Consider the following 17,981-nt stretch of genomic DNA (forward strand, 5'->3'; position numbering starts at 1 on the left):
GACTCGGCAACATGTCCAGATAAAAGTTGATGTGCTCGAACAGCAGAGGTGACAGGCGGGCCTTGATCTCACGGCTGACGCCCAGGCCACCGGCCTCCAGCCGGGCAAGGGCGGCGTCGATGTAGCGGCTGTTCCACCAATTGATCGCATTCAAGCCGAGGCCAAGGGCACCGAGCTGGTGGCGGGACTCTCCAGTCAATCCGGGAACGCTCACCGTCTACGTTGGGTGCACCCGTGACCGCCTGATGCGGGCCGGTGCTGAGTCCGAAAGTGTGGCCTCTCATTACATCGGAAACCCTCGAACCTACGGGTCTGGGTTTCCGGCTAGCTTCTCGGGCATGAGTCCAGGCCGATGTCACCCCACCCGATCTCAGTCAACGCGTCCTCGTCGGGCCCCCGCTCCGGTCCGCGTCGCCGGCCGCAAACCGCCCACTTGGTGAAGGAGGCGACGGGCTCCTGTTGGCGACGCTCCTGTTCGCGTCGTTAGGCCGCCCAAGCCACGCTCTGGTGCTCCGCCTCGATCGTCCGAAGACGGAGCCGTTCCTGGCTTTCGGTCCGGCGCCTGGACGACGAACCGGGTCCCGGCCGGCGGCAGCCCGCCGGTGAGCAGCAGGCTCGTCACGGCGAGCCTGGCCAGGACAAGGGCCGCGGCGGCGTACGGGAGCGGGCGGGACCGCCGGGCTACGAGCGCGGCCGCGGCGGCCATGACCGCGAGGGCCGGCAGCATGTCGGTGAGGAAGAGGGCTGGGCCATCGCGCGTCAGTCCCATAGGGCGATCGCGGCGAGCAGGGCGGCGGCGGGGAGCAGCAGCCACGGCTCGGCCAGGACGAGCCCGGCCGTGAGGAGCAGCGCGAACCACGCCAGCCCCTTCGCCGCCCGCCGCCTGGCCTTGGTCTTCTTCGCGGGCTTGTGCTCGCCGCGAACCGTGGACGAGATGTCGTCAGTCGTTGTCATGCCGCCCACTGTGCCCGCGACCGCCTGCCGCTCGCGTCGGTGAAACCTGCCTACGCGGGAGAGGTAGGCAGTCATCGCCGACGCGGTCGCGGCTCGCCCGGCGGCACTGTGAGCCCATGGACGGACTCGCCGAGGCAGAGGAGATCGTGATGCGCGTGCGGCATGCGGACGGAAGGTGGTCGGCCCGGCCGATCTGGGTGGTGGTGATGGACGGCGTCGCCTTCGTCCGTTCCGCGTTCGGTCACCGGAGCGGGTGGTACCGCAGGGTGCTGGCGGGTGCGGCGACGGAGATCGAGCTGGACGGGACGACCGTCCCCGTACGGCTCGCGCCCGTGGACGAGCCCGCGCTGGTCGAGCGAGTCTCCCGCGCCTACCGCGCCAAGTACGGCCTGAGCTGGCCCGGCCCCGTGCTGACGATCACGGGGCCGGAGGCCAGGTGCACCACCATGCGGCTAGCGGATGGCGGGGAGGTCTCTTAGCTGCCTGCGGGAGGTGAGGCCGAGCTTGCGGAAGATGTTGCGCAGGTGCGCGTCCACCGTGCGCGGGCTGAGGAACAGCTTGGCCGCCACCTCCTTGGAGCTCGCGCCGTCGGCGACCAGCCGGGCGATGTGCAGCTCCTGCAGCGTGAGCTGGTCCGACGCCTGCGACGAGCGGCTTCTCGCGTGCTCGCCGGTGGCGCGCAGCTCGGCCGCCGCGCGGTCGGCGAACGCCTGCGCGCCGAGGTCGGACAGCAGCTCGTGGGCCGTGCGCAGCCGCTCGCGGGCCTCGCGCCGACGTCCCTGGCGGCGCAGCGACTCCCCGTACAGCAGGTGCGCGCGGGCGCGGTAGATCGCCATCGGGGTGGCGTCGAGGTGGTTGACGGCCTCGCGGTAGGCGTCCTCGTCCTCGGTGACCAGGGCGCGGGAGTACGCCTCGACGCCGAGGCCCCACGCCTGCCGGCCGGCTCGCGCACGTTCGGAGAGCGTACGCAGCGCCGCTGCGGCGAGGTCGGTCTCGCCGCAGCGTACGGCCGCCTCGACCAGCTCGGGCAGCGCCAGCCCGGACAGCCCGAGGTCGCCGTGCGCCACGGCCTGCCGGGCGGCCTCCAGCGCCGCCCGGTAGTCGGCCAGGCCGTTGTTGAGCACGCTCGTCGCCCACTGGACGCTGAGGCTCATCCGCTGGCTCGCCGCGAGCACGCTGTCGAACAGCTCGACCGCCTCCTTCCGGCGGCCGCGCATGGCGGCCAGATGGATGCGCGGGTAGACCAGGGGCGCGGCGCCGGTGGCCGCGGCGATGGCCTCCTCCTCGGAGATCATCTCCGTCGCGGCGCCGAAGTCTCCCGCATGGACAGCGGCCGTGGCCGCCATCGCGAGCCCGATCGGCAGCAGGTGGAACGAGCCGGACTCGCGGCCCGCCGCGACGACGCGGGCGGGGATGCCGTGCAGCGCGTCGTGGTCCCACAGCTCCACGGCCAGCATGAAGCCCATCGACGGCCAGCGGGCCCACACCTCGTCACCGGGGTTCCCGACGACCGGCCCGAGGACGGGCGCCGCGGCCAGGTGCCCGTCGGTGACCAGGGTGACCAGGCCGTCCAGGACGGCGTCGGCGCTGGTGGGCGGCTCGGGCGCGGGAGGGGCCTTCCGGGCGGCCGCCACGACCGGGCCGAGGCCGCCGATCAGGATGCCGGTCTCCATCGCGTCCAGGTAGCAGGCCCGCGACCAGGCGGGGTCGAGCCCGGCCAGGCGGGCGGCCGCGCTCAGCAGGTACGTCGTGGGCCCCTCGCCGCCCCGGCGCCGGGCGAAGGAGAGCTTCCCGCGCAGGAGGTCGATCCTGGCCCGTTGCCGCTGGTCGAGCGGGGCGGTCTCGGCGGCCGTGAGGAGTTCGGCGGCCACGTCGTACGCGCCGACCGAGAGCTTGGCCTGGGCGGCGGCGAGCACGCGCTCGGTCCGCAGGTCGGGGGTGAGGGTGAGCGCGGCGGACCGTTCCAGGAAGGCGGCGGTGGCGGCCAGGCCGCCCCTGGCCTGGGCGCGGGCGGCGGATCGTGCCAGCTCGGCCGCGACCTGCTCGTCGGGGCCCGTGGTGGCCTCGGCGCGGTGCCAGGCCAGCCGGTCGGGGTCCGCGGCCGGGTCGGTCACCGCGGCCAGCGCCTCGTGCGCCCGCCGCCGGTCCTCCGCCGAGGCGGCCCGGTAGGCCGCCGACCTGGCGAGGGGGTGGCTGAAGCGGATCCTGGTGCCGAACTCGACCAGCGCCGCGGCCTCCGTGCCGGCCGACGCCTCGATGCCGAGCCGCTCGGCCGCTCGCCACAACAATCCCGGGTCGCCGACCGGGTCGGCCGCGGCGACGGTGAGCAGCAGCCGGGCCTGCGGCGACAGCAACTCCAGCCGGGCGCGGAAGCTCTGCTCGATCACGCCGGGCACGGACGGGGGCAGCGCGAAACCGCCCGCCATCCCGGCCAGGCCGGCGCTTCTCGGCAGCTCCAGCAACGCCAGCGGGTTGCCGCGCGCCTCGGCGAGGATGCGGTCGCGTACACGCTCGTCCAGCGGGGCGCGGATCGCGGCGGCCAGCAGCGCGCGGGCGTCGAGCTCGGACAGGCGCTTCAGCTCCAGGGCCGGCAGCTCGCCGAACTCGGGCAGCCGGTACGGCTCCCGTACCGACAGCAGCAGCGCCACCCGCTCGCCCGCGACCCTGCGCGCCAGGAAGGCGAGCGCCCTCGCCGAGGCGTGGTCGAGCCACTGCGCGTCGTCGACCAGGCACAGCAGCGGACGTTCCGGGGACGCCTCGGCCAGCAGGCCCAGGGTCGCGACGCCGACCAGGAAGGGATCGGGGGTGCCGGTGTCCAGGCCGAAGGCGATCTCCAACGCCTTGCGGTGGGGGCCGGGCAGCGCCGCCACGTCGCCCAGGAGCGGCGCGCACAGCTGGTGCAGGACGGCGAACGGCAACTCCATCTCGAACTCCGCGCCGAAGGCCCGCACGACCAGGAAGTCGCCTGCCGCCCGCTCGGCGTGCCGCAGCAGCGACGTCTTGCCGATGCCGGGCTCGCCGCGCAGGACCAGGGCTCCGCCCTGCCCCTTCCGGGCCGCGTCGAGCAGCGCGTCCACGCGTGCGATCTCTTCTTGTCGTCCGACCAGCGATGCGTCCATATGCTGGCAATCCTTGCGTAATGACGTAGGTCATACGTAGGCGGGTCGGTCCCGGATAGGTGAGAACCACCGACGCGAGCGTTCCCCGTCCGCTGCGAGTGTCATGGCCATGAGCAGCGCTTCCGTCTCCCCGGCCACCGTCACGACGGGCTGGACGCCGCTGGCGGCCCTCGCCACGGCTCAGTTCCTCGTGGTGCTGAGCACCTCGATCGTGAACGTCGCGCTGCCGGAGCTGCGCGCCGGGCTCGGGCTCGATCCCGCCGGGCTGTCGTGGGTGGTCAACGCCTACGTCCTGGCCTTCGGGTCGCTGCTGCTGCTCGGCGGCCGCTCCGGCGACGTGTACGGCCTGCGCCGCGTCTTCCTGACCGGCGCCGCCCTGTTCGCCGCCTCCTCGCTCGGCGCGGCGCTCGCGTACGACGTCGTCACGCTCATCGTGGCCAGAGCCGTCCAGGGCGTCGGCGCGGCACTGCTGGCGCCCACCGCGCTGGCCATGGTGCTGACCCTGTACCACGACGGGCCACGACGCGGCGCCGCGCTCGGCGTGTGGGGCGCGGTCTCCGGCGTAGGCGGGGCAGCGGGCGTGCTGCTCGGCGGCCTGCTCGGCGACGCCTACGGCTGGCGCTCGGTGTTCTGGGTCATGGTCCCCCTGGCCGTGGCGGTGCTGGCGGCCACCTGGCGGGTGCTGCCCGCCGACCGGCCGCGCGGCGGACGGCTCGACCTGCCGGGCGCGCTCGCCGTCACCCTGGGGCTGACCGCTCTCACGTACGGGGTGTCCGGCGGCGTCTGGCCCGCCGTGGCCGCCGGGGTGCTGCTGCTCGGCCTCTTCCTCCGCCTGCAACGCCGGTCGGCCGATCCGCTGCTGCCCGTACGGATCCTGCGGGCCGGGCCGGTCGGCGCGGCGAACGTGCTGATGGCGCTGCTCGGCGCGGTCTGGCTCGGCCTGTTCTTCTTCCTGCCGCTCCACCAGCAGCGCGTGCTCGGCTACACGCCGATGGAGGCGGGGCTGACCCAGCTCCCGCTCGCGCTGACGATCACGCTGGCCTCCTGGGCGACTCCCCGGCTGACCCGGCGGCTGTCCGGCCGGGTCGTGCTGGCCGGCGGGCTGCTCCTGCTCGCCGCCGGGCTCGCCTGGCTCGCCCGATCCCCGTCCGGCGGGACCTTCGTGAACGCGCTGCTCGGCCCGTCGGTGCTGATCGGCGCAGGGCTGGGAGCGGCGTTCGTCCAGCTCACCGCGCTGTCAGCGGCGGGCGTGCCGGCCGCCGACAGCGGCCTCGCCGGCGGGCTGGTCAACGCGAGCCGGCAGATCGGCGGCGCGATCGGGCTCGCCGTCCTGACCACCGTCTCGCTCACCGGCGGCTACCGCGGAACGTTCGTGGCCGCCGCCCTCATCGCCCTCCTGACCGTATTGATCACCCTTGTCACGATCCGAAAGGACGCCCTTCGATGACTGAACTGTCCAAGCCGTACCTCACCGGCCACTTCACCCCGGTCACCGATGAGATCACCGCTCGCGAGCTGACCGTGCGCGGCACGCTGCCGCCCGAGCTGAACGGCCGCTACTTCCGCAACGGCCACAACCCCAAGCCGGGCATCACCCCCAGCCACTGGTTCAGGGGCGAGGGCATGATCCACGGCGTGCGGCTGTCCGGAGGGCGCGCGGAGTGGTACCGCAACCGCTGGGTACGCACCCCGTTCCTGGACGGCGTGCCGTTCACCGGCACCGAGCTGGAGGTCAGCGCCGCCGCCACCAACATCATCTTCCACGGCGGCCGCTACCTCGCTCTCCAGGAGGCCAACCTGCCCTGGGAGGTCACCGCCGACCTCGACACCGTCGGCGTGTACGACTTCGGCGGCAAGCTCACCAGCGCGATGACCGCCCACCCGAAGGAGGACCCGGTCACCGGCGAGCTGCACTTCTACAGCTACAGCCCGTTCCCGCCCTACCTGACCTACCACGTCGCCTCCCCCTCCGGGGAGATCGTCCGCTCGGAGGCCGTCGACGGCTCCGGCCCCTCGCTCATGCACGACTTCGCCATCACCCGCGAGCACGTCGTGTTCCTCAACTCGCCGGTGGTCTTCGACCACTCCGAGCACTCGGGCATCCCGTACCGGTGGCACGACGACGTGCCGTTCAGGATCGGGGTCATGCCGCGCACCGGCCCGTCGCGGGTGACCTGGTTCGAGGTCGAGCAGGCCGCGCTGCTGCACGTCACCAACGCCTACGTCGACCGGCACGGACGCGTCGTCGTCGAAGGCCCGCGCTACGACCGTTCGTCGTGGGAGAGCTCCTGGAAGTGGTGGATCGGTGCGCCGGGGTACGGAGTCAGCCCCGACGCGGGCTCGACCCTGCACCGCTGGATCCTCGACCCCGTCACCGGCAAGGCCACCGACGAGCCCCTGGACGACCTCGCCACCGAGTTCCCCTCCATCAACGACGACCTCACCGGCGCGACCAACCGCTACAGCTACGCCGTCGCCTTCCCCGGCGCCGGCCTGTCCGGCTACCACACCATCAAGTTCGACACCGCCACCGGACGCCGGCAGCTGCTGTCCCACGGCGAGCACCGCATGCCCGGCGAGGCCGTGTTCGTCCCCGCCGAGGGCGCGACCGGCGAGGACGACGGCTACCTGCTCACCATCGTCAGCGACCTGCACGCCGACGCCTCCCAGCTGCTCGTGCTCGACGCCACCGACATCGCGCGCGACCCCATCGCCACCGTAGAACTCCCCCGCAGGGTGCCCGCCGGCATCCACGGCCACTGGATCGAGGACAACAAGTGATCACCGGAATCGACACCTCCGCCCCCGTCGTCGCCCGCCACTCCATCACGATCGACGCGCCCTTGCGGCGGGTGTGGGACCTGCACACCGACGTGTCCGGCTGGACCGCCTGGCAGGACGACATCACCGCCGCCTCCGCCGACGGCCCCCTGGCCCCCGGCTCGGTCTTCCACTGGACCACGTTCGGGATGGAGATCGCCTCCACCGTGTATGCGGTCGAGGAGCCGTACCGCATCCTGTGGGGCGGCCCCGCCCACGGTATCGACGGCATCCACCAGTGGACGTTCACCGAGGTCGACGGCACGGTTCTGGTACGCACCGAGGAGTCCTGGGACGGAGACCCCATCCGCGCCGGCGCAGAGGGCATGGCCGCCGCGCTCGACGCCTCGCTGACGGCCTGGCTGGAACGCCTGAAGAAGACGGCCGAGAACGCCTGAAACAGTTTCCAACGCCGCGCCGTTCATGAACGGCGCGGCGTTCTGCTTCCTGTGTGGTTCGGTAAACGCATGTGCCGGAATTCCCGTTCAGCATGGGCAGCCTGGGGTTGGCGTTGAACGCGGTCGTGTGGTGGAACAACCTGTATCTGGATGCGGCCGTCAGCACCTGCGCGAGCAGGGCTTCCCGGTCACCGATGAGATGTGCGCGCGGCTGTCGCCGATCCAGTACGACCACATCGACTTCCTGGGCCGCTACGCTTTCTTCCGCGCCAAGGTGGGGAGGCTTGCGTCCGTTCCACGACGGCGCTCAAGAAGCCGATGACCCCTCCCTGTAGCGCAGACCGAAGCCACTCAGCGCCGTTGAGAGGTCGGTGTCACCGGCCACGGACGGCATCGCGGCTGAGAGCAGGGCGAGGCCGAGCCCTGCCCAGGCTGCCCCCATGGGAGCAGCCGGTGGAGCAGGCCTCGGTCAGCAGTGCAAGGACGTGCGGATGGAGCTGCCGACTCGGGCGCCGGCGCTTGTATCGTGGGGCGATGTATCCCCCGATCGAGCCCTATGACCACGGACACCTCGACACCGGTGACGGTCACCTCATCTACTGGGAGGTTTGCGGCAACCCCGAGGGCAAGCCTGCGCTCGTCGTCCATGGCGGCCCTGGCGGGGGCTGCACGCCAAATCAACGCCGCGGCTTTGACCCCGAGCGTTACCGCATCATTCTGTTCGATCAGCGCAACTGCGGTCGGAGCCTGCCGCATGCCAGTGACCCGGCTGTTGATCTGAGCACGAACACCACCCAGCATCTGGTCGCGGATATGGAACGGTTGCGTGAGCATCTCGGTGTCGACCGGTGGCTGCTTTATGGCGGGTCGTGGGGATCCACGCTGATGCTTGCCTACGCCCAAGCCCATCCGGCGCGGGTGTCGGAGATGGTCATCTGCGGCGTGACCATGACCCGCCGCTCTGAGATCGACTGGCTCTACCGCGGTGTGGGCCGCTTCTTTCCCGAGCAGTGGCAGCGCTTCCGCGAGGGCGTCCCCGAGAGCGAACGCGACAGTGATCTGCTGGCCGCGTACGCGCGGCTGATGTCCGACCCCGACCCTTCCGTACGCGCCAAGGCCACTCACGACTGGGTGGCTTGGGAGGATGCGGTGATCTCCCTGGAGGTCAACGGTAAACCGAACGCCTACAGCGACCAGCCAGAGGCCGATCTGCTGGCCTTCACTCGCATCTGCGCCCATTACTTCTCCAACGCAGCCTGGCTGGAGGAAGGCATCTTGCTGCGCGATGCGCACAAGTTGGCCGGCATCCCCGGTGTGCTCATCCACGGCCGCTTCGACCTGGGCTGTCCGCTGGAGAACGCCTGGCTATTGGCCCAGGCCTGGCCCGATGCCCGGCTCGTCGTGGTGGATGACTCGGGGCATACCGGCAGTAGCACCATGGCCAAGGCCGTTCCTGCTGCCTTGGATGGCTTCGCGAGCTGAGTCGGGCCTGGCAGCGTCGCCTCTACGATCATGTAGGTCACCCGGCTCAGGCCGCATGGTCTTCGACCGCCTGGAGTCCTCATGCCCCTACGACGTATATCCGACCGGCACCTGATCGGCATCGTCGACGTCCCCGCCCCCTGGCCGCCATGAGGTGCTGTTCAGCAACTCCTCCGGCACTGCCATCCGCCCCGGCCCGGGCGTTGCGCCGGCGGACGTAGGCACCGATCGCCGCGTTCTGCTCGTCATGCCTGCGGTGGTCGGTGCCGTTCAGCGTGTAGGAGCGCAGCGCGGCGACTCTGATTCGATCCAGTTCAGGGTTCACCGCCGAAGGTCGATTACGTGTCCGACATTCGGTGATGGGCCACTAGCTGAGCGCTCATGGGGACGCGAGCCGTTGTGGGAGCCGGGTGTGTCCTCCTGGGGAGGGACAGCACCGTGCAGAATTAGTTAACCTCCTTTCCAGTTCCTCGTGAACGGAGGTATCGGCATGCGCCGTCCGGCCGCGCTCGTCTCCTTACTCCTCCCCCTCCTTCTCCTGCCCGTCCCCGCACAGGCCGCTGCGACCCCGCTGCAGGTCTACGGCGCCTGGCACTGCGGTGATGACGCCTGTATCTGGGGCAACGTCCGCAGCCCAGCAGACTTCGACGCAAAGAACCACTGGCTGATCGACCGAGGAGACGGCCGCCCCTCGGTCAACCTCGTGGTGCTCAGCTTCGTCCACCCGGTCAAGTTGCTGCACAAGACCACCGACACGCAGACCCTCGACGGCGTGCCGCGTGGCATGACCGCTGACATCGTGAACTACTTCACCAGCCGTGGAATCCGGGTGATGCTCTCCATCGGCGGCATCACGTACACCACCGCGTGGAACTCCGCCCTGGCGGAGAATGCGGCGCAGTTCGGGCGCAACGCGGCCGAGGTCGCCCAGCGGCTCGGCGTCGGCATAGAGATCGACTACGAGGAGAACAGCAGGCCCGACCTGGCCGGTCTGCAGGCCTTCGTCGACGCCTACCGCTCCGCCCTGCCGTACGACGCGAGCGGTGCGAACCCAGCCGCCCGGCTGACCATCGACCTCGCCGCCGGTGACCGCTGGCTCATCGACATCACCAGGAAGGCGACCGCGGACTGGCTGCGCACCGACCCCCCGGTCCTGGACTACGCCAACGCGATGGTGCCCGCCCAGCAGCCCAGGAGCTCCGACGCCATCGCCAACTGGCAGGAGCACATCGACGGCAAGACCACCTACTCTCCGCCGATCCCGTCGCTGGCTCCGGCCAAGTTCACCGGCGCGTTCTACATCGCTGAAGGAAGCAAGGTCCGCGCCGAATGCACGAACTTCAGCACCTCGCTGCAGAAGTCCACGGGATCGTTCGTCCAGACGGCCGCGCCGAAGGGCGCCGGACTCACTTCCGGCATGCTCGGCTACATGTTCTGGGCCGCCGAACGTCCCTCCACAAGGGGCGTGACCACCGCACCTCCGAACTCCTGCGAGGGAGGAGTGGGCGGCGGCGCCACGGCGTACGCCGTCCCCCTCCCGATGCCCGCCCTACGGCAAAGCTGACCGCCTCCCGGGACCGGGCCCCCGGTCCCGGGACAGACCGATTACCCGTCCGAGATTCGGTGACGGGCCACCAGGGACTGTTTCTTAGATCGAGTTCGGAGGCAGATGACCAGAGTGGCCAGGGTGACGGTGCCGGGGAAGATGTAGGCGCGCTTGTCGTAGCGCGTGGCCACGGCTTGCCCGGGCGTCCTCCTCGACCGACAAGACGCATTCTTCGACGGTGGCGGCGCGGAACTTCGCCGCCAGTCCTTCCACCCGCCGGCGCAGCGGCAGGTCCTGGCCACGCAGCATGTGTGGCCCTGCGCCTTACGGCTGGCGCGCCTTGGCGGCGTTCCTGGATGCGGCGTTGCCGGTCATGGGCAGGCAGGACGGGGTCTGGAAGACCACCCCGTCGAGGAAGTTGCCGATCGCGGGGTTGTTGCCGGCGGCTGAGACCGAGACGAAGGCGAAGCGGGTGAGGGTCTGTCCGGCGGGGACGACGTAGGTGCCGGTGTAGTGGCCCCAGGCGGTGTTGCCGTCGGAGATGTTCGGGGAGATGGCTCCGTCAGGCGTCTGGGGGGTGGGTAGAGGGACCAGGTCATCACGGCGCCGGGGACGGTGGGGACGTCCTGGTAGAGGGTGGAGACCTCGTTGGCGTTCAGTTCGGCGAACTGCTGGCCGTCGGCGGCCGGGACGCCGCTGGCGCTGTTCCAGAACTCCAGCTTGCGGTCGGAGGCGGTGGCGTGCCTGCCGACGGCGGGGTTGGTGGAGGCGTCGGGACACGTCAGCGTCAGAAGGTTCCCGGGACTCCCAGCCAGAACGCGCCCCCTGGCCGGGGCCTTCAGCTCCCACCGTCCGCCACGGCGGCTACCGATCCCCTGGAGAACCAGCCGACATGACACCTCGCGCCCTACTCGCCCTGCCCTGTCCCTCGTCCTGTCCCTGCGGATGCTGCTCGGCTCCGCCCTGGGCCAAGCCGCCCCCCAGCGCGCCCCACTGCAGTCCGTGCTGGACGCCATCGCCAGCGGAGCCCCCGGCGCCCTGGCCGAAGGCCGCACCGTCCGAGCCCTCATGTGGCGCTGGACTCGCCTGGCTCTCCATCGTCATCGGCGCCTTCGGCGGGCGGGTGCGCCAATCGAAGCGTCCGCCCTCCCGTGCCGTCCGGCGCCTCCTTCCAGGCCGTCGGCCATGTCCTCACCACGTCCTCGGCCACCGGCGCTAGGTGCACGCCGCCCAACGCTGCGGTCTCCAGGCCCACTGCCCTCTCGAACAAGGCACTGTCAGTGAAGGTCGCCCCACCGAACCAGGCATCGCTGTCGAAGGTCGCTCCTGCGAACCAGGCGCCGGCAAAAGTCGCGCCACCGAACCAGGCGGCACCGACGAAGGCCGCCCCAGTGAACCGAGCAGCGCGGTTGAACGTTGCTCCCTCGAACTGAGCGGCGATGGTGAAGGTGGTCCCCGCAAAAGTGGCGGGTCCGGTGAAGGTTGCTCGCTCGAACCAGGCGGCGCCATCGAAGGTCGTTCCGCCGAACCGGGCGGCTCCGTGGAAAACGGTCCCGTCGAACATGGCATCGCCGACGAAGACCGACCCGGCAAACGTGCTGTCACCTATGAAGATGCTCTGGGCGAACCTGGCTTCGCTGATATGGCAGCTACGGAAGTCGAGGTCAATGAGTGTTGCGCCGGAGAGGTCGATGCGGACGTCTGGCCAGTGACGGGCGTTGCGGTCAGCGGGACGAACCCGCCGCCAAGGACGTGCGGTCGCAGAGTGATGGCGCAGGTGATTCGCAAGGATGCGCTGGGCGGCCAGGCGGACCTGCCGCTCCTCCTGGGGGTCACGGCCAGCGGGGTCCGAAGTGGTTCCCTCTGTGGGCGGAGTGAACGGCATGCGCAGGTAGGCGCAGATCACGTCCACGATCGTCTGCCGGAACTCGGGATCAGGCGTGCCCTGGGCGAGCTGCTCCAGCGCGTACAGTCCCCCCAGGCGGACCGGGGCCTGGGGGCTGCCGAGCTGCTCGACGGCTTTGCTGTAGCGGTCGGTCACGTGGCCGCGCTCGCCGAGTTGGAAGGAACGGCGGGCAGTGTCGGCGTTGCGCGCGGTGTAGAACACCGCCAGCAGAGCAGCCAGCCCGGTGGCCACGGCCAACACCCTGCCTCGGACCGCGTCCAGAGCCGCCGCCAGATCCTTGCCGGTCAGTCCGGTCGGCCCGCCGACTGTCACCCCGTCGATGTTCTCGAGTATCCAGCGCGTCCCTGGGCCCAGCATCCAGACGATCGATGCCACCAGTGCACCACCGATCATGGGGATCACGATCGAAATGGACTTCTTCGCCATGGGCCCGATGATGCGGCCGGAACCGGGCTCAGTGGACGCCGAGTGACGCGATCGTGACCCCTGGAAGGATCCTCTTGCGCTACGCCGCACCGCCCGCGCCCTCCAGCTTCAGGGCATGTCAGACGTATCGCTGGAGGAGAAGCTGACCAACTCCTGGTAGGTCAGCGCACCTGCCCGGAGAGGAACGACGGTGGAACGTCGGCCTGCTGGTCGGGCCGTCCGGCGCCGGAAGACCACGCCGGCCCGCGAGCTGTGCCTGGGCCGGCTGGTCAAGGTGCACGTCTGGGGAAACGGGCACTCATAGAGCCGGTTCCGGTCGACGTCGAGAACCTCGACACCGAGTTCCGGCGCGCCCGCATCCGCTCCAACGAGTACGTGCACTGGGCTACCGCCACCGCCCGGCTCCTGCCCCGCCTGCTGAACGGCCACACCGCCGGCCCGGTCTTCCTGGCCGACCGGCGTCCCCACCTCCGGCCGACGCGGGCCCGCCTCGGGACGGCTTGGCCGGGCTCGCGCGTCGGCCGCGACGCGACGCCGGGCGACGGCGCATGCCTCAGGACATGCAACTGCTGATCGAGGGGCTGGGGCTGCAACACCTGCCGCCGAGCATCGCCACCATCCACCGCCAGGGCGCCGTCGTGGCCGCCGAGCAGGGCTGGCCGACCCCCGGCTACGCCACCACCTACGCGGTGGTCTCTGCCTTGGCTCCCGCCCTGGCACGTTGGCTCAGGATGGCACGCGCGGTTATCGGGAGCGGTATGAGCTGGTGCATCGCCGGGAGGGGAGCCGGCCCAACTTCACGGTGTCGCTCATGAGGCATCATCGCCCTCGGCGCCGACGCTGATCAAGGCCGCATTGGCGATGGGCCTGGACCGCCGTCAGAGGCGCATGCCGTAGAACTGGGTGCCGGGGTCTTCGGCGAGCAGGTGGAGTCCCAGGTGGCGGTAGAAGCCTTGCGCGTTGGTGTTGCGGGCGGCGACGCCGAGGTGGACGCCGTGCACCCCGCGCAGGCGCAGGGCGTCCATGGCGGTTTCCCACAGTCGTCGGCCGTATCCGCCGCCCTGCGCTTCGGGCAGGAGGTCCACGTGGATGTGCGCGGGATAGCGGGTGGTGATATCCGTCGGAGTGCGGGGCGGCTGATCGACGTACGAGCGCAGCCACGCGTCCGGAGTTCCCGGCCGGACAGGCGGGCGCGGTCCCCGCGCCCGCAGGGGCGGCCACCATTCGCGTTCCAGCCTGTCCTCGAAGGCCACGGTGTCGGCGACGGCGAGGAAGTAGCCGACGGGTGCATCCCCTTCAGCGGCGAGGACCCAGGCGAGGTCGGACGAGTAGGCCAGGTAGGGCCCCACGAAGATGTCGCCGAGCAGCCGATGCTCGGCGACATGCCCGCTCGCGTCCTGGCCCCAGGCTGCTGTACGCAGACCGATGTCATAGAGCCGGCCGACCTCCTCGGGTCGTCGGCGCGGGCCGGGCGGACGGTCAGCGGCGCGGCCGCCTCCGCGGACGCCGCCGACCTCGGCGACAGGATGCTGCTGTCGCCGGCCGCTGCACCGGCCTCGTGCTCAACCGCCTGCGTTCCTGGCGGGCGGCTGATCACCGAGGAGGCACGGCCGGGGCGAGCGCCCGGAGGGTGCCCGTGCCGCGGCCGTCGAACACCGTGTCGTACTGCGGGGCGTAGTCGACGAGTCCGGGGCTCCGCACCGTGAACGGCGTCGCCGCGTTCGAGGCCGTCAGGTACGTGTGCCCGCCCGGGAACAGGCGCAGTGGCTGGGCCACGCGGGTCTCCCTCCAGCCCGCCCCCGAGACGCCGAACTGCGGGTAGGTCACCGCCGTGGCGTCGACCGTGACCGGCAGGCCGGTTGCGGTCAGCGTCGTCGTGCCCGTCCCGGTGAGCTGCGCCGACCACTCGGCGTCCACGGTGACCCGGCCGTCGGCGCCGACGCGGAACTGCGGGCTCGGCGCGGACACTCCGGGCGCGAGGTAGGCGTGCGGGCCGGGGAGCAGACGCAGGACGCGGGGCTGGCGGGCATCGTGGTAACCGGTCGCGGTGACGCCGAAACCGGCGTAGGACAGACCGGTGCCGTCGACGGTGACGGGCCGGCCGTGCGCGGTCAGCGTGCGGGTGCCGGCGCCCGAGATCACGCCGTCGTAGGCGGTGTCGTAGTCGATCAGGCCGCCGCCGCTGATCCGGAACGGCACGCTGGTCACCCCGGCGGCCAGGTAGCTGTGCGGGCCGGGGAACAGGCACAACGTCCGCACCTGCCGGGCGTCCCACCAGCCCGTCCCGGAGACGCCGAGGTCGGCGTAGGACAGGCCGGTGCCGTCGAAGTCCACCGCGAAACCGCGTGCCGTCAGCGTCGAGGTGCCCTGACCGGCCAGCAGCCGCGGATCGTCGTAGTCGACCGTGCCTTCGGCCGTCACCCGGAACCTCGCGCCGTCGCCTCCGACCGGGACCAGGTACGTGTACTCCCCCGGCACCAGCGACAGCGTCGTCACGGCCCGGCCGTCGTGCCAGCCGTGGCCGGGGACGCCGAAGTCGGTGTAGGACAACCGGGTCGGATCGATCGTGATGGGATGAGCGACCGTCGGCGCCACCACGCGGGTGGTCAGCGTGGCCTCGTCGTCGACGCCGACGGGATCGGCCCCCTTGAGGTCGTCCACCAGGACCCGGGCGGTGAGCGGGGCGGTCGTGCCGGGGTTCACGCGTACCGTCAGGTCCACGGTCCGGGAGGCGCCCGCGCGTACCAGTCCGACGCGGCACGTCACCGTACGGCCCGCGACCGCGCAGGACGGGTCGGCGCGCACGAAGGTGACCTCGGCGGGCAGCGTGCCGGTGAGGACCGCCGACGTGGCCGGGTTGCGGCCGTGGTTGGTGAGGGTGGCCGTGTAGCGCAGGCGAGTGCCCGAGATGACCGGATCGTGGTCGGCGGCGAGGGCCACGCCGAGGTCGGTGACGGCGTCCGCCTGACGGGCCCGGTCCATCTCCTCGGTGGTCGGCGAGAGCTCCGGCTCGGTCGCCGCCTCCCCGGTCTGGCCGATGAAGTGGGCGAACGGCAGTGAGATGCGGGCCCAGTCGTCGTGACCGCGCAGTTCGTCGGTCCTGGACGTGTTCCCTGCGCAGTCGCGGGGCTCGCCGGTGACGAGGTCGGCGGTGTTGACGTTGACGTGGGGCATCGGCACGGTGTCGGACGGGTCCCACTCGGCGGGCGCGTCCAGGTCGTTCGGGATCTTGTGGCCGGTGGAGTCGACGAACCTGAACCGGTTGGCGTTGTCCGTCGGGTCCTGGACGGCCGTCTCGCTCAGGGCGTCCTCGTGCAGGATCGGCAGCGGGGCCTGGCCGCGTCGCAGGCCGTCGAAGGCGAGACGCGGCGGCGAGTAGTCGATGATGGTGCCGCCGCTGACGCGCCGGATTCCGACGCTGTTGTCGTAGTTCATCACGCTGACGTAGTTGGGTTTGCAGTTGACGTCGTCGGCGCCGCCGTGGCGGAGGTTCAGGTTGTGGCCCAGTTCGTGCATGAGCACCGCGGGGTGCCGGCTCAGCATGAGCATGTAGTGGCCGCCCGTCTCGGCTTGTCCCCCGTTCAGGCAGCCCGGTGGGGGCGCCGCCAGGATTCCGTAATGGAAGAGCCTGCCGCGGCCGGAGTCGAAGTTCGCGCCCGCGGCGGCCACGTAGTTGCTGCCCAGGTTGCAGGCGGCGACCGTGGGTACCACCTGGCCGCCGCGCTGGTCGTCCGGGTGCAGCCGGTCGCCGATCAGGCAGTCGTCGTCATCGGCGTCGGCGCGTCCGTCGCCGTCGTCGTCACGGCCGTTGCCGCAGGTGGGCGGGCTCGGCGGGTCCTCCACGTACGTGTCCTCACTCAGGCAGTCGGGGTCGGAGCCGTCGACGAAGCCGTCCGTCCCGTTGTCGAGACCGTCCGCGCAGGTGAAGGCCGGTACGCCTTCGCTCGCCGAAGGGTCGATGCGGTTGCCCGCGTCCACGTGCAGGGTGATGCCGGGACGCCCGTCGGGGTTGGGTGGGGCGGACTTGCCGCGGGGTGTCCCGTCCGTCGGGATCGCGTCGGCGTCGTGTCCCGCGTCGGCGGGCGCGAGCGCGAAGGCCTTCTTGACCGCGGCGATCCCGGCGTGGGAGGGCGCCTGGCCCTGCTCCCAGTCGAGTTCGAGGTAGATGTCCTTGTGCCGGGGGTCGGCGCCCATCTCGGGGAGGTTGACGTCGACGTCGTGGTCGCCGTCGCTGTCGCGGCCGTGGATCTCCCAGTCGTCCTTCAGGCCGTCCCCGTCGGTGTCGGCGTCGGAGGTGCTGCGGGCCTGGTTGGTGTTCCAGACGCGGTTGGCGTGCAGGTCGAAGCGGTTGAGGTTCTGGTCGCGTCCCGGCGGGGAGGCGAAGTACGTCCTGCCGGAGTCCCGATCGAGGACGACCAGTCCGGCCAGATCCCAGTTGTCGGCGTCGATCTCGTAGTTGTTGTCTCGGGAGATGTGCTCGAACTCGAAGCCCTGCACCAGGTCGCGCCGGGGCACGCAGGGCGTGAGGGTGCCGTTCCACTCGAACGTGGCGCGGCCGAGATCGCCGGTTCCGCCCAGGTGGAACGGGTGGGCGTCGGGCTCTCCGTCGCCGTTGGAGTCGTCGAAGACGACGCGGCGCCCAGCCAGGCGGATGATCTCGGTGGAGTCGTCGCGGATCCCGTCCTCGAAACCGGTGGTGACGGCGAACGTCAGCCGGCAGATGTCGGCCGTGGCCTTCTCCTCGACGGGGTTCGCCAGGTTCGAGTTCCAGACCTGGAACTGGTTCTTGTAGAAGCGGTGCAGCCGCCTTCCCGCGTGACCGGCACGGAAGAACACGTGCCCGGTGAGGGCGTCGGCGACTTCGAACGTGCGCAGGTCCCAGTTGTCGGCCCACTCGGACTCGGTGATGTGCCGGATCGTGAAGCCGTCCGCCAGAGCCGATCTCGGCACACAGGCGGGAAGTTCGGCGTCCCAGACGAACTGGTCGTAGCCGCTGTCACCCGTGCCGCCCTGGTGGTACGGGTTGCTGTCGGGCTCTCCGTCGCCGTTGGAGTCGGCGAAGACGAAGTCCTGCCCGGCCAGGCTGATGACCTCTCTGGAGTCGCTGCGCAGGCCGTCCTTGCCGGTGCCGACGGTGAACACGACCGCGCAGATCTGGGACGGATCGACGGCGTGCGCGGCGGGCGGCGACACGACCAGAAAGGGAAGGCATAAGGCGACAACGGCCACGATCCGGGCACGTATGCTCATCGAGCGGCTCCTGGGGCGCTTGGGCGTCAACCCTGCTTTCGCGAAGGGCCGCGAAGTGTTTCGCCTCTCGCTTAAATCCC

11 protein-coding genes and 1 pseudogene are annotated in these 17,981 nt (G+C 71.0%); 6 read left to right on the top strand and 6 right to left on the bottom strand.

The genetic code is table 11. The features are described from left to right. Positions 1 to 31: 31 nt before the first annotated feature. Both AB0J71_RS37270 and AB0J71_RS37275 read right to left on the bottom strand, forming a co-directional pair. Positions 32 to 214: pseudogene (locus tag AB0J71_RS37270) on the bottom strand (Tn3 family transposase); the annotation flags it as partial. A gap of 545 nt (positions 215 to 759) precedes the next feature. Next, positions 760 to 954 (bottom strand): hypothetical protein, encoded by a 195-nt coding sequence (locus tag AB0J71_RS37275; RefSeq protein ID WP_364418674.1) that lies wholly within the window; start codon positions 952 to 954, stop codon positions 760 to 762. 116 nt (positions 955 to 1,070) lie between these two features. Here AB0J71_RS37275 and AB0J71_RS37280 point away from each other — a divergent pair, with 116 nt between their 5' ends. Next, positions 1,071 to 1,433: a DUF2255 family protein gene (locus AB0J71_RS37280; protein WP_364418676.1), complete on the top strand. Its 363-nt coding sequence runs from the start codon at positions 1,071 to 1,073 to the stop codon at positions 1,431 to 1,433. Here AB0J71_RS37280 and AB0J71_RS37285 read toward each other — a convergent pair. Further along, positions 1,407 to 4,073, bottom strand: coding sequence for a LuxR family transcriptional regulator (locus AB0J71_RS37285; RefSeq protein ID WP_364418678.1), 2,667 nt, complete (start codon positions 4,071 to 4,073; stop codon positions 1,407 to 1,409). The two genes, AB0J71_RS37280 and AB0J71_RS37285, sit on opposite strands and share 27 nt — an antisense overlap. Before the next feature lie 109 nt (positions 4,074 to 4,182). Here AB0J71_RS37285 and AB0J71_RS37290 point away from each other — a divergent pair, with 109 nt between their 5' ends. The 5 genes from AB0J71_RS37290 to AB0J71_RS37310 all read left to right on the top strand — a co-directional run bounded on the left by AB0J71_RS37290 (position 4,183) and on the right by AB0J71_RS37310 (position 10,337). After that, on the top strand, positions 4,183 to 5,520 hold the full coding sequence (locus AB0J71_RS37290; RefSeq protein WP_364418680.1) for an MFS transporter: 1,338 nt from the start codon (positions 4,183 to 4,185) through the stop codon (positions 5,518 to 5,520). Then, on the top strand, positions 5,517 to 6,854 hold the full coding sequence (locus AB0J71_RS37295) for a carotenoid oxygenase family protein (protein ID WP_352331255.1): 1,338 nt from the start codon (positions 5,517 to 5,519) through the stop codon (positions 6,852 to 6,854). The genes AB0J71_RS37290 and AB0J71_RS37295 overlap by 4 nt, the downstream gene beginning before the upstream one ends. Continuing rightward, a complete protein-coding gene (locus tag AB0J71_RS37300; protein WP_364418682.1) occupies positions 6,851 to 7,291 on the top strand; it encodes an SRPBCC family protein in 441 nt (146 codons plus the stop codon). Before AB0J71_RS37295 ends, AB0J71_RS37300 begins: the two co-directional genes overlap by 4 nt. 534 nt (positions 7,292 to 7,825) lie before the next feature. Continuing rightward, positions 7,826 to 8,773: a prolyl aminopeptidase gene (gene pip, locus AB0J71_RS37305; protein WP_364418684.1), complete on the top strand. Its 948-nt coding sequence runs from the start codon at positions 7,826 to 7,828 to the stop codon at positions 8,771 to 8,773. A gap of 472 nt (positions 8,774 to 9,245) precedes the next feature. Next, positions 9,246 to 10,337 carry a glycosyl hydrolase family 18 protein gene (locus AB0J71_RS37310; protein WP_364418686.1) on the top strand — a complete coding sequence of 364 codons (1,092 nt, stop codon included), beginning with the start codon at positions 9,246 to 9,248 and terminating at the stop codon, positions 10,335 to 10,337. Between the two features lie 1,048 nt (positions 10,338 to 11,385). Here the strand turns inward: AB0J71_RS37310 and AB0J71_RS37315 are convergent. From AB0J71_RS37315 to AB0J71_RS37325, 3 genes are all read right to left on the bottom strand, one after another. Beyond that, positions 11,386 to 12,651: a pentapeptide repeat-containing protein gene (locus AB0J71_RS37315; RefSeq protein ID WP_364418688.1), complete on the bottom strand. Its 1,266-nt coding sequence runs from the start codon at positions 12,649 to 12,651 to the stop codon at positions 11,386 to 11,388. 878 nt (positions 12,652 to 13,529) lie between these two features. Next, positions 13,530 to 14,000, bottom strand: a complete 471-nt coding sequence (locus tag AB0J71_RS37320) for a GNAT family N-acetyltransferase (protein ID WP_364418690.1) — start codon at positions 13,998 to 14,000, stop codon at positions 13,530 to 13,532. Between the two features lie 244 nt (positions 14,001 to 14,244). Continuing rightward, positions 14,245 to 17,901, bottom strand: a complete 3,657-nt coding sequence (locus AB0J71_RS37325) for a hypothetical protein (protein ID WP_364418692.1) — start codon at positions 17,899 to 17,901, stop codon at positions 14,245 to 14,247. Between the last annotated feature and the right edge of the window lie 80 nt (positions 17,902 to 17,981).

The sequence above is a fragment of the Nonomuraea sp. NPDC049637 genome (assembly GCF_040675235.1).
Classification (GTDB): domain Bacteria; phylum Actinomycetota; class Actinomycetes; order Streptosporangiales; family Streptosporangiaceae; genus Nonomuraea.

Bases quoted from the DNA above. Each gene is read 5' to 3' on its own strand.
- AB0J71_RS37285 (WP_364418678.1), bottom strand. From the start codon at position 4,073: ATGGACGCATCGCTGGTCGGACGACAAGAAGAGATCGCACGCGTGGAC.
- AB0J71_RS37290 (WP_364418680.1), top strand. From the start codon at position 4,183: ATGAGCAGCGCTTCCGTCTCCCCGGCCACCGTCACGACGGGCTGGACG.
- AB0J71_RS37295 (WP_352331255.1), top strand. From the start codon at position 5,517: ATGACTGAACTGTCCAAGCCGTACCTCACCGGCCACTTCACCCCGGTC.
- AB0J71_RS37315 (WP_364418688.1), bottom strand. From the start codon at position 12,651: ATGGCGAAGAAGTCCATTTCGATCGTGATCCCCATGATCGGTGGTGCA.
- pip (WP_364418684.1), top strand. From the start codon at position 7,826: ATGTATCCCCCGATCGAGCCCTATGACCACGGACACCTCGACACCGGT.
- AB0J71_RS37325 (WP_364418692.1), bottom strand. From the start codon at position 17,901: ATGAGCATACGTGCCCGGATCGTGGCCGTTGTCGCCTTATGCCTTCCC.
- AB0J71_RS37280 (WP_364418676.1), top strand. From the start codon at position 1,071: ATGGACGGACTCGCCGAGGCAGAGGAGATCGTGATGCGCGTGCGGCAT.
- AB0J71_RS37275 (WP_364418674.1), bottom strand. From the start codon at position 954: ATGACAACGACTGACGACATCTCGTCCACGGTTCGCGGCGAGCACAAG.